14 protein-coding genes are annotated in these 14,862 nt (G+C 73.3%); 12 read left to right on the top strand and 2 right to left on the bottom strand.

The genetic code is table 11. The annotated features are described in order from the left end of the window. The first annotated feature begins 3 nt into the window (after positions 1-3). The 12 genes from M8316_RS05655 (at position 4) to M8316_RS05600 (ending at position 12,986) form a co-directional block, all read left to right on the top strand. Positions 4-504: a 4'-phosphopantetheinyl transferase family protein gene (locus tag M8316_RS05655; protein ID WP_250052789.1), complete on the top strand. Its 501-nt coding sequence runs from the start codon at positions 4-6 to the stop codon at positions 502-504. Positions 505-647: 143 nt separating this feature from the next. Further along, positions 648-1,946, top strand: coding sequence for an NtaA/DmoA family FMN-dependent monooxygenase (locus M8316_RS05650; RefSeq protein WP_250052786.1), 1,299 nt, complete (start codon positions 648-650; stop codon positions 1,944-1,946). Between the two features lie 225 nt (positions 1,947-2,171). Beyond that, positions 2,172-3,455, top strand: a complete 1,284-nt coding sequence (locus M8316_RS05645; protein WP_250052784.1) for an MFS transporter — start codon at positions 2,172-2,174, stop codon at positions 3,453-3,455. Between the two features lie 10 nt (positions 3,456-3,465). Continuing rightward, positions 3,466-4,194: a GyrI-like domain-containing protein gene (locus M8316_RS05640; RefSeq protein ID WP_250052782.1), complete on the top strand. Its 729-nt coding sequence runs from the start codon at positions 3,466-3,468 to the stop codon at positions 4,192-4,194. Continuing rightward, positions 4,191-5,441, top strand: a complete 1,251-nt coding sequence (locus M8316_RS05635; protein WP_250052780.1) for an MFS transporter — start codon at positions 4,191-4,193, stop codon at positions 5,439-5,441. Before M8316_RS05640 ends, M8316_RS05635 begins: the two co-directional genes overlap by 4 nt. 111 nt (positions 5,442-5,552) lie before the next feature. Then, positions 5,553-7,253, top strand: a complete 1,701-nt coding sequence (locus M8316_RS05630) for a carbon starvation CstA family protein (protein ID WP_250052778.1) — start codon at positions 5,553-5,555, stop codon at positions 7,251-7,253. After that, positions 7,250-7,528, top strand: a complete 279-nt coding sequence (locus M8316_RS05625) for a cory-CC-star protein (protein ID WP_250052777.1) — start codon at positions 7,250-7,252, stop codon at positions 7,526-7,528. Before M8316_RS05630 ends, M8316_RS05625 begins: the two co-directional genes overlap by 4 nt. Beyond that, positions 7,528-8,583 (top strand): ArsA family ATPase, encoded by a 1,056-nt coding sequence (locus M8316_RS05620; RefSeq protein WP_250052775.1) that lies wholly within the window; start codon positions 7,528-7,530, stop codon positions 8,581-8,583. The genes M8316_RS05625 and M8316_RS05620 overlap by 1 nt, the downstream gene beginning before the upstream one ends. A gap of 119 nt (positions 8,584-8,702) precedes the next feature. Continuing rightward, complete coding sequence (locus tag M8316_RS05615) at positions 8,703-10,034, top strand: Nramp family divalent metal transporter (RefSeq protein ID WP_250052773.1); 1,332 nt, start codon at positions 8,703-8,705, stop codon at positions 10,032-10,034. Positions 10,035-10,102: 68 nt separating this feature from the next. Continuing rightward, on the top strand, positions 10,103-11,077 hold the full coding sequence (locus M8316_RS05610; protein ID WP_250052771.1) for a metal ABC transporter solute-binding protein, Zn/Mn family: 975 nt from the start codon (positions 10,103-10,105) through the stop codon (positions 11,075-11,077). A 161-nt stretch (positions 11,078-11,238) separates the two neighbouring features. Then, positions 11,239-12,129: a metal ABC transporter ATP-binding protein gene (locus tag M8316_RS05605; protein ID WP_250052768.1), complete on the top strand. Its 891-nt coding sequence runs from the start codon at positions 11,239-11,241 to the stop codon at positions 12,127-12,129. A 2-nt stretch (positions 12,130-12,131) separates the two neighbouring features. Beyond that, positions 12,132-12,986, top strand: a complete 855-nt coding sequence (locus M8316_RS05600; RefSeq protein ID WP_250052866.1) for a metal ABC transporter permease — start codon at positions 12,132-12,134, stop codon at positions 12,984-12,986. Positions 12,987-13,130: 144 nt separating this feature from the next. On the opposite strand, the gene M8316_RS21000 is transcribed toward M8316_RS05600, so the two are convergent. Beyond that, positions 13,131-13,904, bottom strand: coding sequence for a CPBP family intramembrane glutamic endopeptidase (locus M8316_RS21000; RefSeq protein WP_250052766.1), 774 nt, complete (start codon positions 13,902-13,904; stop codon positions 13,131-13,133). A 37-nt stretch (positions 13,905-13,941) separates the two neighbouring features. After that, positions 13,942-14,733, bottom strand: coding sequence for a CPBP family intramembrane glutamic endopeptidase (locus M8316_RS05590; protein WP_250052764.1), 792 nt, complete (start codon positions 14,731-14,733; stop codon positions 13,942-13,944). Positions 14,734-14,862 lie beyond the last annotated feature (129 nt).

Genomic DNA, 14,862 nt, shown 5'->3' with positions numbered 1-14,862 from the left:
TCAGTGACGAGCCTCGAGATCCCCGCACCCGACGGCGGCCCGCGCCCGATCACTGTCGAGGTCCGCGCCCTGACGCTGCCCGGGACCCCGCGCGCCGGGATGCGGACGGCGGCGGGGGAGGCCTGGCCGGGTCTGCTTCGGCTGTGCCCGCACTGCGGGTCAGGCGCTCACGGCCGCCCGCGGCACCCCGACGGCCGGCTCTGCTCCCTGACCTACGCGCCCGGCCTCGCGCTGCTGGCCACGGCCGAGGACGGCCGAGCGGTGGGCATCGACGTCGAGCCGGACGACGCCTCGGCGCCGGACCTGCCCGGGATCGGCTCGTTGGCCGACTGGGTGCGGCTCGAGGCCGTCCTTAAGGCGACCGGCGAGGGCCTGCGACGCGACCCTGCCGCGGTGCCGGCGTCGCTCGGGTGGGCCGCCGACGTCCCCCTGCCCGGGTACGTGGCCAGGGTCGTCCTCTTGGACGCGGTGCCCCGGGTGCGGCTCGTGCCGGCGGCGGATTAGCCGCTCGCGCCGCCCGTGAGGCCGGTGTCGAGCCGCGCAAAGCGCCGCTCACCGCAGCCGACCTCGCCCGCAACGTGCGGCGGCGAGGGTGCGGGCACCGGGCCGGACGGTCCCGGCGTCCCCACCTCGCAAGGAGCACATCCATGTTTCACCTCGGCTGGTTCCTCGACGGCTTCCGTGTGCCGTCGTGGAACCGGGAGTGGTCCGGCACCTCCGACACCGCCTGGCTCGACGGCGGCTTCTACGTCGACCTCGCCCGCACGCTCGAGCGCGGCCGATTCGACTACCTGATGATCGAGGACAGCAACTACGTCCCCGACGTCTACGGCGGCTCGATGGACGTCTACCTCAAGTGGGGCCAGCGCGCGCCCAAGCACGACCCGACGGTGCTCGCGACCCTGGTGGGCGCGGCGACGCAGCACCTCGGCGTCATCGCCACGGTGGCGACCTCGGAGGTCGAGCCGTTCCGGCTCGCGCGGCTGATGCAGACCCTCGACCACACCACGCACGGCCGGATCGGCTGGAACGTCGTCACCGGCTCCAACGACCGGGCGGCGCAGAACTTCGGCCACGACGGCCAGGCCCGCCACGACGACCGCTACGACATGGCCGACGACTTCATCGCCGCGGTTCGGGCGCTGTGGGACTCCTGGGGCGAGGACGCCGTCGTGATGGACCGCGAGTCCGGGGTCTACGTCGACGCCTCGCAGCTCAGCGTGCCCGAGCACGACGGCCCGCACTACCGCACGCGGGGGCCGCTCAACACGATCCCGGGGCCGCAGGGCCACCCGGTGCTGGTGCAGGCCGGCGTCTCCCCGCGCGGGCAGCGGTTCTCGGCCAAGCACGCCGACACGATCATCGCCACCGGCTCGAGCATCGCCGACATGAAGCGCCTGCGCGAGAGCATCCGGGCGCACGCGGCCGACCAGGGGCGCGACCCCGACGACATCAAGGTGATGTTCCTGGTCGAGCCGATCCTGGGGGAGTCCGACACCATCGCCCGGGAGAAGGCGCGCCTGGCCGTCGAGGAGCGGGACCGGTTCATCGACTTCGGCCTCTCCAGCCTCGCCAGCGTCACGACCACCGACTTCTCGCAGTTCGACCTCGACGAGCCACTGCCCGAGGACCTCACCACCAACGGCCACCAGGGCCAGCTCCACGACATGGTGAGCTCGCGCCGTCCGCTGCGTGAGCTGGCCGTCGGCGCGTGGGCGGGTGCGGACGAGGCGGAGCTGGTCGGCACGCCCGAGCACGTCGCCGAGAAGATGGCCTGGATGATGCAGGAGATCGGCGGGGACGGGTTCCTGCTGACCTCGCTGACCCCGACGCGGCACTACCTCGACGAGGTCGTCGACGGCCTGGTGCCCGCCCTCCAGCGGCGGGGCGTGGTGCGCAGCGAGTACGCGCAGCCGACGTTGCGGGGGACGCTGCGGGAGTTCTGAACCGCTCGGGTCCCGGGCCGGGGCGGCGTCGGGGTGAACTCTCGTTTGCGCTGCTCGTCCAGGGTGTCCTCGCCCCTCTGACCTGCGCCGAGGCCTGGCTGGGCGCTGATCGCGCCGCGCCGCGCGCACCCGGCCCGCCCCGCCTCCGCGCCCGTCCGGCGTCGGCGGCGGGGCGGACGTCGCCGGCGGACCGAGCCCGAAACACGACTCGTGCAGGCTGTGCCGGTGCCCGTCGTCCTCGCCTGCTTCGTGACCCTGCTGCTGTCCAACATGGCCAGCCCCGTCTACCCGCTGTGGCAGGCGGAGATGGGCTTCGACGAGGGCGTCATCAACCTGCTCTTCGCCGTGTACCCCGTCGGCGTCCTCGCGGCGCTGCTGACCGTGCGGGCGCTGGGCCGCCGGGTCGACGCCGAGCGTCTGCTGCCCCTGGCCTGCACCCTGGGACTCCTCTCCTCAGCGGGGTTCCTGGTGGCGTCCGGGCCGTGGCTGCTGGGCGTGGCCCGGCTGGTCTGCGGCCTCTCGGTCGGGCTGGTGCTCTCCTGCGGTGCCTCGGCGATGACCGGGCGGCTCGAGGCGCGGGGCGTCCCCCGGGCGCCACGGGTCGCGGGACTGATCCTGTCGGCCGGGTTCGCCTGCGGGTCGATCGTGGCGGGCCTGCTGGCCGACCACGCGCCGGCCCCGACGCGGCTGGTGTTCGCCGTCGAGGCGGTCGGCCTGGTCGCGGTGCTCGCCCTGCTGCTGGGGGAGCGGGCGTGGGTCGGACGCCGCCTCGTCGCAGCCCCGGCCCCCTCCCATGGGTCCACCGGGCCCGCTGACGTGGAGGAGGAGCCCGCGCCCGCCGGGCCGCCGATGGTGCCCGAGCACCTGCGCCGCACCGCGCTGCTCATGGGCGTCGCGGTGATGATCTCGTGCGGCGTGGCCGCTGCGGTGTTCCAGTCGATCGGCTCGGCCTACCTGCGCGACCTGCTCGGCGACGACAGTGCGACCGTCGCCGGCCTGCTCGTGTTCATCGTCTTCGCCGGGGCCTTCACCGGCCAGCTGGTGCTGGCGGGGGCACCGACCATGGCGCAGGCGTGGACGGCGCTGGGCTGCGGCTTCGGCGGCGCGGTCCTGCTGCTGGTGGGAGTGTTGACCGACCAGGTCGTGCCCCTGTTCGTCGCGGCGGTCGGTGCCGGTGCGGCCCAGGGCCTGAGCCAGTCGGTCGCGCTGACGACCGCGCGGCGCACCTGCGACCTCACGCGGCTCACCGGCGTCCTGGCCGTCTTCAACATCCTGGGCTACGGCACCGCGGGCCTGACGATCGCGCTCAGCTCGCCGCTGGTCACCGAGGCCGGGGCGGCCGCGGGCATCCTGGTGATCGCCTCGGGGGTCGCCGTCGCGACGGCGCTGGCCTCCGGCGTGCTGCTGCGCTGGCGCGGTGCGCTCTCGGAGGCCGTGGTCCTCCCGGCTCCCGTCACGGGCGGGAACGTGGGCGCGGCGGGCGTGACGGGCGGCGCCGCCGTGCGCTGAGATCGGTGCCGTGCAGACCGACGCCGTGAAGGTCGATCCGAAGAGCGTCCGCGCCGACCTCTACCGCCCTCGCGCCGGTCGCTGGGCGGAGGTGGACGTGCCGCCGCTGCGCTACCTCGCGGTCGACGGCCACGGCGACCCCAACACCGCCCCTGCGTACGCGGTGGCCGTCGGGGCGCTCCACACGCTGGCCTACGCGACCAAGTTCGCGCTGCGCGAGGCGACCGGGCTCGACGCGGTCGTCGCGCCGCTCGAAGGCCTGTGGACCAGCGCCGACCCCACGGCCTTCACCGGACGCCGCAAGGACGAGTGGGACTGGACGATGCTGATCGCCCTGCCCGACCCGACGTTGATCGGACCGGCGCTGATCGGACAGGCACGTGTCGGCGCGGGGGTCACCACCGACGACGTGGACGCCGCCCTCGACCGTGCTCGCACGACGGCCGCGACCCGCAAGCCCGACGTGCCCACCGGCGACGTCCGGGTGCTCACCCTGGACGAGGGACGCTGCCTCCAGACCCTGCACGTCGGGCCCTACGACGAGGAGGGACCGACGCTGGCACTGCTCCACGACGAGGTGATGCCCGAGGCCGGGCTGACCTGGAACGGCCCGCACCACGAGGTCTACCTGGGTGACCCGCGGCGCACGGCGCCCGCGCGGCTGCGCACGGTGCTCCGGCAGCCCGTCCGCGCGGCGACTGGTCAGGCGGAGCATCCCTCCCCGAGGATCGGCTCGTGACGACTGATCTCGGAGCGCAGGCCGACGAGGAGCTGCGCGCGCAGGTGCAGCGCCGGACGCTGCGCGTGGTCGTGGCCGGGCAGGTGCTCGGCGGCGCCGGGCTCGCGGCCGGCGTCACCGTGGGCGCGCTGCTGGCGCAGGAGATGCTCGGCAGCGAGAACCTGGCCGGCATCCCGACGGCACTGTTCACGCTGGGCAGCGCCGGCGCGGCCTACGGCGTGGGCCGGGTCAGCCAGCGCGCCGGGCGGCGCGTGGGCCTCGGGCTCGGCTTCGGCCTCGGCAGCCTCGGCGCCACCGGGGTGGTGGCGGCCGCGGCCACCGGGTGGGTCCCGCTGCTGCTGGTCGCGCTGGTGGTCTACGGCTCGGGCACCGCCACCAACCTCCAGGCCCGGTACGCGGGCACGGACCTCGCGACGCCGACGTCCCGGGGGCGCGCGATCAGCGTCGCCCTCGTGGCCACCACCGTCGGCGCCGTCGCGGGGCCGAACCTCGTCGAGCCGCTGGGGCGGCTGGCCGTGGCGCTCGGTCTGCCGTCGCTGGCCGGGCCGTTCCTGCTCGGTGGCGTCGCGTACGCGGCGGCGGGCCTCGTCCTGGTCACGCTGCTGCGCCCGGACCCGCTCCTGCTGGCCCGCAGCCTCGAGGTGGCCACTTCCGGGGCGGACGCCGTGCCGGTGGACGACGCCGAGCGGCCCGGTCGCGGGGCCTGGGTGGGCGCCACGATCATGGTCGTGACCCAGATGGCGATGGTCGCGGTGATGACGATGACCCCGGTGCACATGCGCGCCCACCACCACGACCTCGGGCAGGTCGGGCTCGTCATCGGGCTGCACATCGCCGCCATGTACCTGCCGTCGCTGGTGACGGGGAGCCTGGTCGACCGGGTGGGCCGCACGCCCGTGGCCGCGGGCGCCGGGCTGGTGCTGCTCGCCGCCGGGCTCGTCGCCGCGCTCGCGCCGGGCGACTCGCTCGCCCTCCTCGTCCTGGCCCTGGTGCTGCTGGGGCTCGGCTGGAACCTCGGCCTCATCTCCGGCACCGCCCTCGTCGTCGACGCCACCACCCCCGCCAACCGGGGGCGGACGCAGGGCAGCATCGACGTGCTCGTGGCGCTGTCCGGGGCCGGGGGAGGACTGGCCTCCGGCGTGGTGATGGGAGCCGCCGGCTACGCCGTGCTGGCCCTGGCGGCCGGGCTGCTCTCGCTGGCGCTGGTGCCCGTCCTGTGGCTGGCGGGTGGACGAGCCCGCGGCTGAGGACGCACCCAGGGGCGGTGACCGGGGTCACAGGACGGCGGCTAGGGTGAGGACGCGGTTGACGGACGTCGGCCGCTGCTCGTCCACCCGGAGTCTGCTCGGAGGCCCCTGATGTCGTCGTTGTGGTTGTTGATCGTGGGGCTCGCCATGCTGGCGGGCGGCTACCTGCTCTACTCGCGCTTCCTCGCGGGGCGCGTCTACCGGCTCGACCCGGAGTTCACCACCCCGGCGCACGAGCTGCGCGACGGCGTGGACTTCGTGCCGACCAACAAGTACGTGCTGTGGGGCCACCACTTCACGTCGGTCGCCGGCGCGGCGCCCATCGTCGGCCCGGCGGTCGCGGTCATCTGGGGCTGGCTGCCGGCGTTCCTCTGGGTCACGCTCGGCACCGTCTTCTTCGCCGGCATGCACGACCTGGGCGCCCTGTGGGCCTCGGTCCGCAACCGCGGCCGCTCCATGGGCATGCTCTCGGGCCGCTACATCGGCGCGCGGGGCCGCAACCTTTTCCTGGTCGTGATCTACCTGCTGCTGCTCATGGTCGTCGCGGCGTTCGCCGTGGTGATCAAGAACCTGCTGCTCTCCACACCGTCCGCGGTGATCCCCGCGTGGGGCGCGATCGTGGTGGCCCTCGTGGTCGGCCAGATGATCTACCGCTGGGGCGTGAGCCTGCTGCTCACCACCGTGCTCGGCGTGGCCGCCCTGTACGGCCTCATCCTGCTCGGCGACGCCTACCCGATCACGCTGCCGGACCCGGTCCTCGGCATGTCGCCGGCCACCTTCTGGATCCTCACGCTGTTCGTCTACGCCGGCATCGCCTCGCTGCTGCCGGTGTGGGTGCTGCTCCAGCCGCGCGACTACATCAACGGCGTGCAGCTGTTCGTCGGCCTGGCGATCCTCTACGGCGCCACCCTGCTCAGCGCCCCCGACGTCGTGGCGCCGGCCGTGAACGACCAGGTGCCCGCCGGCACGCCGGGCCTGCTGCCGCTGCTGTTCGTCACCATCGCCTGCGGCGCCATCTCCGGCTTCCACGGCATGGTCTCCTCCGGCACCAGCTCCAAGCAGCTGGACGGCGAGACCGACGCCCGGTTCGTCGGCTACTTCGGCGCGGTGGGCGAGGGCCTGCTCGCGCTCGGCGCGATCATCGCGGCCACGGCCGGCTACGCCACGCTCGCGGACTGGCAGGCCGTCTACACCGCGTTCAACGAGGGCGGGGTGGCCGCGTTCGTGCAGGGCGGCGGCAGCATCATCAACGCCGGCCTCGGCATCCCTGCCTCGCTCTCGGCCACGATCCTGGCCACCATGGCCGTCCTCTTCGCGGCCACGACGATGGACACCGGCGTCCGCCTCCAGCGGTTCGTGGTGCAGGAGATCGGCGAGGTGCTCGGCCTGCGCGTGGGCAAGTACCTGGCCACCGGCATCGTGCTCGTCATCGCCGTCGGCCTCACCTTCAGCGCCGGCGCGGGCGGGGACGGCGGCATGCGGATCTGGCCGCTGTTCGGCACCACCAACCAGCTGCTGGCCTCGCTGACGCTGGCGATCGTCGCGGTCATGCTGATGCGCAAGGGCCGCAACCCGCTGCCCGCCCTCGTGCCGCTCGCCTTCGTCTTCGTGATGGCGTTCTGGGCCGCGATCCTCCAGCTGGGCACGCTCCGGGACTCCGGGGACTGGCTGCTGCTGGGCATCGACGTGGTGATCATCCTCGCGGCGGTCTGGGTCGGCCTCGAGGCCGTGCTGGCGATGCGGGACGCCCGCCGTCGTCCGGTCGAGACGGACGAGGACGACCGCCGCGCCCTGGAGGACGTCGGCTCGTGACCGGCCCGGCCGCCCGCCTGCGCGAGCGCTGGGCCGCCGTCCGGGCCGGGCTGGAGGAGTTCTACGCGGGGCCGTACCGCACCACGATGCGCCGCGCGCGCCGCGAGGAGGACGACCTGTTCCTCCTCGTGGTGCTCGCGGAGGCCCTCGGCGTGCCCGACCCGGCCGCCTACTACTCCGCCGAGGTGCTGCCAGCGACCCTGCCGGAGCTCCACGCCTGGCACCGGCGGATGGGCATGGAGGCCTCACCGCTCGACCACGTGGGGTGCTGCTGATGGCCGGGGCACGCCGGCCCGCCGCGTCCTCCCCGGCCGTGCTGCTCGTCGTGGGCAAGGGCGGTGTCGGCAAGACCTCGCTGGCCTGCGCGTCCGCGCTCGCCCGGGCCCGCGCCGGAGCCCGCGTGCTGCTGGTCTCCACCGACCCCGCCCACAACCTCGGCCACGCCTGGGGCGCGGAGCTCGGTGACGAGCCCCGCCGGGTGGCCGACTGTGGCGCCGGGCACGTGGACGCGGTGGAGATCGACCCGGCCGCCACCGTCGACGCGCACCTCGCGGCCGTGCGCGGCAGGCTGCGTCGCCTGCTGCCCGAGCGGATGCACGGGCCGGCCGACCGGCACCTCGAGCAGGCCAGGCACGCACCGGGCACCCACGAGGCCGCGGTGCTCGAGCGGCTCGCCGACGTCGTCACCAGCGGGCTGCGCACCCACGACGCCGTGGTGGTCGACACCGCCCCCACCGGGCACACCCTGCGGCTCATGGCGCTGCCGGAGCGGCTGACCACCTGGACCGAGTCGCTGCTGGCCAACCGGGACCGCTCCGAGCGGTTCGGTGCCGCGCTGCGCGGCCTGGGCGGGGGCGACCGCGCCACCGACCCCACGGCCGACCGCGACGCCGAGCTGCGGAGGGTGCTGCTGCGCCGCCGTGACCGGCTGGCGGGGCTGCGCGACGTCCTCGTCGACCCCGCGCGCTGCGGGGCCCGCCTCGTCCTCACCGCGGAGCGGCTGCCGGTGGCCGAGACGCTCGCGCTGCACGCGGAGCTGGGGGAGCTGGGCATCGCGGTGGACTCGGTGGTGGTCAATCGCCGCTCGCCGGACGACGGCGCGGTGCTGCGCGCCCGCCGCCAGGCCGAGGAGCGGTGGCTCGGCGAGCTCCTTGCCGGTCTGGGGCCCGCGGCCGCGTCGGTGCACGAGGTGCCTCTGCTGCCCGACGACCTGGTCGGCGAGAGCGGCCTCGGTCTCCTCGCCGACCTGCTCCCCGACCTGCTCCCCGACCCGCTCCCCGACGCGGGCGCGACCGGCCGGGCTCCCGCACGTCCGGGGAGCGACCACTGAACGACGACTGTCGGACATCCTCGACTACGGTGACCGGGACCACCCTCCCGCCCGTTCCACACAGCCTGCCCCCGCGTCCCCGGCGCGCCACCCCCCCCAGCTACAGGAGTGACCCACCCGTGAGCAGCACCCCCGTCGGCACGCCCTCCGGCTCGCCGGCCGACCAGCCCTCCGGCCACGCGCACGGCGAGGGCGGGCCGGCGCCCCGGTGGCGGCTGATCGGCCCCGGCCTGGTCGTCGCCGCGACCGGTGTCGGCGCCGCCGACCTCGTGGCCACGCTGGTCGCAGGCAGTCGGTACGGGTACGCCCTGCTCTGGACGGCCGTCGTCGGCGTCCTCCTCAAGATCGTGCTCGTCGAGGGTGCCGGGCGGTACAGCCTGCTGACCGGGCGGACGATCTTCCAGGGCTGGTCGAGCCTCGGTCGCTGGACCCACTGGTACTTCGGGCCGTACATCGTGGTCTGGGGCTTCGTCTACGGCGCGGCGGCCATGGCCGGCACGGGCCTGCCCCTGCACGCCCTGTTCCCGGCCGTGTCGGTGACCTGGTGGGGCATCGCCTCCGGCCTCGTCGGCGCCGCGCTGGTGCTGCTCGGGCGCTACGGGCTGTTCGAGAAGGTCTGCTCCGCGCTCGTCCTCTTCATGTTCGTCACCATGGTCGGCGCCGCGGTGCTGGCCGTGCCGAACGTCCCCGACATGGTCACCGGCCTGGTGCCGACGATCCCCGACGGCTCGCTCGTCTACGTGCTCGGCCTGGCCGGGGGAGTGGGCGGCACCATCACCCTGGCCGCCTACGGCTACTGGCTGCGCGAGAAGGGCTGGGCCACGCCCCGCTACCTGCGCGTGATGCGGGTCGACAACGTCACCGCCTACGTCGTGACGGGCATCTTCGTCATCGCCACGCTGGTCGTCGGCGCCGAGCTGCTGTACTCGGCCGGCATCGCGGTCTCCTCCGGCGACCAAGGCCTGCTCGACCTCGGCGACGTCATCAAGGAGCGCTACGGGACGGCGGCGGGCACGGTGTTCCTGGTCGGGTTCTGGTCCGCGGCCATGTCGTCGCTGATCGGCGTCTGGAACGGCGTCAGTCTGATGTTCGCCGACTTCGTGGGCCACGTCCGGGCCGAGCGCGCCGAGCGTGCCGGGGAGGCCGGCGTCGACCCGGACGCCCCGGCCTACCGCCTCGGCGGACGCTGGTACCGCCTCTACGTGCTCTGGCTGACCGTGCCCCCGATGGCCATGCTGTTCCTGGGCAAGCCGGTCTACCTGATCCTGGCCTACGGCGTGCTCGGCGCGGTCTTCATGCCGTTCCTGGCGGTCACGCTGCTGTGGCTGCTCAACACCCACCGCGTGCCGGCCGGTGCTCGCAACGGCTGGCTCTCGAACGCCGGGCTCGCGATCTGCGCGGCGCTGTTCGGCGTCCTGGCCCTCAACCAGCTGGCGGACCTGCTGCTGTAGCCGGGTGTGGCGCAGGTCGCGTCACCCCGGATTCGCTACTGAGAATCATTCTGATTATCGTCGTCAGCATGAAGACCTCCTCCTGGCGCCTCCTCGCCCTGCTCCCCGCCGGTGCGCTCGCCCTGACCTCGGTCGCCGCCTGCGGCAGCGAGAACAGCGACGCCGCTGATGACGGCACGATCTCGATCGTGGCCTCCACCAACGTCTACGGGAGCATCGCCTCGGCGATCGGCGGTGACGACGTCGAGGTCACCAGCATCATCGACTCCGCCAGCCAGGACCCCCACGAGTACGAGGCCACGACCTCCGACCTCGCCACGCTCTCCGGGGCCGACATCGTGATCGAGAACGGCGGCGGCTACGACTCCTTCGTCGACACCATGCTCGACTCGGTCGACACCGACCCGACCGTGCTCACCGCCGTCGACATCTCCGGCCTGCTCGACGAGGACTCCGACCACTCCGACGAGGAGCACGCGGACGAGGAGTCCGAGGACGGGCACGACCACGTCGAGGGCTTCAACGAGCACGTCTGGTACGACTTCCACACCGTCGAGGCCGTCGCCGAGGAGATCAACGAGCACCTCGCCGAGGTCGACCCCGACAACGCCTCCACCTACGAGGCCAACTACGAGGAGGTCGCCGCCCAGGTGGAGGACCTCTCCACCCAGGTCTCCGACCTGGCCTCCAGCACCGAGGGCCGTGGCGTCGCGATCACCGAGCCCGTCCCGCTCTACCTGCTCACCGAGGCCGGCCTGACCAACGAGACCCCGGACGAGTTCAGCGAGGCCGTCGAGGAGGGCACCGACGTGCCCCCGCGGGTGCTCGCCGAGACCCTCGCCCTGTTCGACGGTGACACCGACATCGCCGTGCTGGCCTACAACACCCAGGCCGCCGACGACACGACCGAGCAGGTCCAGCAGGCCGCCGAGGCCGCCGGCGTCCCGGTCGTCGACTTCAGCGAGACCCTGCCCGACGGCGTCGACGACTACGTGACCTGGATGCAGGACAACGTGGACGACCTCACCGCGGCGCTGGGCTGAGCCGCCCGGCCGGACGTGGCTGACCGCACGCCCGCCGTCCGGGCCCTCGGGTCGGACGTCGGGCGTGCACCGCGTTCCTGGCAGCATCACCCCCGGAAAGACCCCCCGGGACAGACCCCCGGGGAGGAATCCACCCCGCAGAGACGGAGTTACCCACCGACGTGACGGCAACGCACCCCACCCCCCACGCGCACCGCGGCGACCCCGTGCTCAGCCTGCGCGACGCAGAGCTGACCCTCGGTGGGCGCACCCTGTGGTCCGGCCTCGACCTCGACGTCCACCCCGGCGAGTTCATCACCGTGCTGGGCGCCAACGGTGCCGGCAAGTCCTCGCTGCTCAAGGCCGTCCTCGGGCTCGTGGGGCTCAGCGGTGGGGAGGCACGCTTCCAGGGCGAGCCGGTGCGCCGCGGTGACCGCCGCATGGCCTACGTGCCGCAGCAGCGGGTCTTCCCGGCCGGCACCCCGATGCGGGGCCGGGACCTGGTGGCGCTCGGCATCGACGGGCACCGCTTCGGCCCGCGCCTGTTCGGCCGCGGTGCGGTGCGGCAGCGGGTCGAGCAGGTGGTCGAGGACGTCCACGCCGTCGAGTACGCCCACCGGCCGGTGGGCGAGCTCTCGGGCGGGGAGCAGCAGCGGCTGCGGATCGCGCAGGCACTGGTCTCCGACCCCGAGCTGCTGCTGTGCGACGAGCCGCTCTCCAGCCTCGACCTGCACCACCAGCAGGAGGTCAGCCTGCTGGTCGACCGGCGGCGTCGCGAGCACGGCACGCCCGTCCTCTTCGTCACCCACGACATCAACCCGGTGCTGCCGCTGACCGACCGGGTCCTCTACTTCGCCGGTGGCTCCCACCGGCTCGGCCACCCCGACGAGGTCATGCGCTCCGACACCCTCAGCGAGCTCTACGGCACGCGCGTCGACGTCGCCCAGATCGGCGACCGGATCGTCGTCCTGGGTGCCCCCGACGAGCACCCCGGCGCCCGCACCACGCCCTCCTCGCCCTCGAGCGCCTCCGCCCCGATCACCGGAGCGCCCACGTCGGGAGGCACCGCGTGACCGTGCTCGCCGACGACGCCTGGTGGCACCAGGTCGTCGACTTCTCCGACTACGGGCTCCTGCTGGGCCTCGTGCAGTACTCGATCATCGCCGCCGGCGTGCTCGGCGTCGTGGGCGGCGTCCTCGGCGTGCTGGTGATGCAGCGCGACATGGCCTTCGCCGTGCACGGCGTCAGCGAGCTCTCCTTCGCGGGCGCAGCGGCGGCCCTGCTGATCGGCACCAGCGTGGTCGCCGGTGCCGTCGTCGGCTCGCTCGTCGCGGGCCTGGCGATCGGCCTGCTGGGTGCCCGCGCGCGCGACCGCAACTCCGCCATCGGCGTGCTGATGCCGTTCGGGCTGGGCCTGGGCATCCTGTTCCTCGCTCTCTACGACGGGCGCGCGTCCAGCAAGTTCGGCCTGCTCACCGGCCAGATCGTCTCCGTCGACGGGCCGCAGCTGTACTACCTGATCGGCATCTGCGTGTTCGCCGCTGCGGTGCTGGTCGCGATCTGGCGCCCGCTGCTCTTCGACAGCCTCGACCCCGACGTCGCCGCGGCCCGCGGCGTGCCGCGCCGGATGATCTCCCTGGTCTTCATGGGGGCGCTCGGCCTCGTCGTGGCCGTCGCCGTCCAGATCGTCGGAGCCCTGCTCGTGCTCGCCCTGCTCGTCACCCCGGCCGCGGCCGCGCTGCGGGTCTCGTCGTCGCTGACGCTGGTGCCGTTCCTGGCGGCGCTGTTCGGCGTCACCGCCGCCGTCGGCGGCATCCTGCTGGCGCTGGGCGGCTCGCTGCCGATCAGCCCCTACATCACCACGATCTCGTTCGTGATCTACCTCGTGGCGCGGCTCGTCGGCGCGGTCCGCGACCGCGCCGCCGTCTGACCGCGTGTGTCCCTCGTGGCTGGGCGAGCTGCGCGGGCACCGCGCGGCGCATGCCGTACCCCGGTGACCGGACCGATGAGCAGCGGGACCTGCTGGAGCCTGTCTTGAACGGGCCAGAGGGCACGACCTGGCTGGGCATCACACCTAGGCGGCCGGCTCTGGAGTCGTCTCGTCGGCGCTCGTGGTGGAGCGGTGGACGAGGTAGGCGATGTAGATGGTGAGTCCGTAGACGACGACCTGGCCGATCAGGGTGAGTAGTCCCACGACGTCAGCGGCGCCACTGCGACCGAGGATCGGGTAGTCCCACAGGGCGTGCAACAGGATCGGCACGAGCAATCTCCCACTCAGCCGCATCGTGATGTAGAAAGCGCCACCGCCGAGGGTGGCCAGCGCGGTCTGGCCGAGGGTGGGGACCACGGCTGCGCCGTTGAGGATGTTGACCCCGTGGACCAGTCCGAACAGCACCGCCGATGCGACCATGACGACGAACTCGTTGCTCGTGGAGCCGCGCAGGGCGCGCAGGTTGATGCCGCGGAACGTGGTCTCCTCGGCGATGCCGACGAACAGCACACCGATGGCCAGCGCGAGCATGTACTCACCGCCGCGGGCACCCCAGTCGTTGGTGGCGATCTTCACGACCGCGAAGCCGACCATCAGGATGGGAACCACCCACGTCCAACGCGGCAGCGGTGGCTCGTCCTGGACGTAGATGCCGCCGTTCCACGCGGTGCCGGCCCACAGCGCGATCAGGGTGAAGACGGTGGCGGTGAGGCCCACCCGCAGGGTGAGGCCCTTCCAGACGTTGTCGGTCGTGTCGGCCATGGTGTCGAAGTCGACCCCCAGCAGGCGCGCCACCCCCCACTGGGTCAGGAAGAACAGCACAGTCACGACGACGGCGAGCTGCCAGCGTGGTCTCACGGCAGGTGGTCCTGGCCTGTTCGACCCTCACGCAACGCTAGGACCTGGGCGAGACGTCGGGGCCGGGCAGGTGGCGGGGGAAGACCTTGCGGATCGTCACCAGGGCGACGACGACGAGCGCGACGTCGGCGAGCAGGAAGGTGAACGTGCCGAGGTAGGTCGTGTCCCCGATCCGACCACTCACGGCACCGAAGTCCCAGAGACCGTGCACGAGGATCGGCACCAAGAGGCCACCGGACACCCGACGAGCCACGTAGAAGAAGTACCCCGCAGCAGCGGTCACCAGCACCTGCGGCAGTGCGCCGAGACCCTCGGAGAACAGATTGGTGGCGTGTGCCAGCCCGAACACGACGCTCGTCCACAGCGCCACCATCCCCTCGCTGCAGCCGGCCTCGCGGAAGGTGACCACCCCGATGCCCCGGAACATGCCCTCCTCGCTCACCCCGACCAGGAGCGCGCCGACCAGCAGCGCGAGGGTGAACCACAGGCCCTGGTCGGCCAGCCGCGAGTACGCCGCGCCTGCCACGACCGCCAGCAGCAGCACGGCGGGGAACACCCAGACCCACCGCGGCAGCCGCAACGACACCGGCTCCACGAAGGCGGGGCGCCACCAGCGCAGCACCCCCAGGGCGACCAGAACGATCGCCGAGCCGAGCCCCACCGTGACCCACAGCCCCCGCGTGATCGACTCCGTGGTGTCGAACTTGCCGTAGTCGGCACCCTCGGGCCTGGTCAGGTTCGGCAACGTCTGGATGACCACCAGGTAGGAGACCACCAGCACCAGGTACGCCCACACCGGCAGCCGACGCACAGTCCGTGCTTCAGCCATCAGGGACGCTCCGATCGAAGGCCCCGCGAAGTCTCGAGGCAGCCTCCGCGTGGCCACGAACGTAGGCCAGGAGTCTGCCACCGGCAAGACATCATCCACGCCGAGAGCCGCAACGCCGGGCACAGGCAT

Origin of the sequence: Nocardioides bruguierae, assembly GCF_023554635.1 — a bacterium.
Taxonomy (GTDB): domain Bacteria; phylum Actinomycetota; class Actinomycetes; order Propionibacteriales; family Nocardioidaceae; genus Nocardioides; species Nocardioides bruguierae.
The sequence above is the reverse complement of the archived record's forward strand: the minus strand, read 5'-3'. Positions and strand labels throughout refer to the sequence as shown.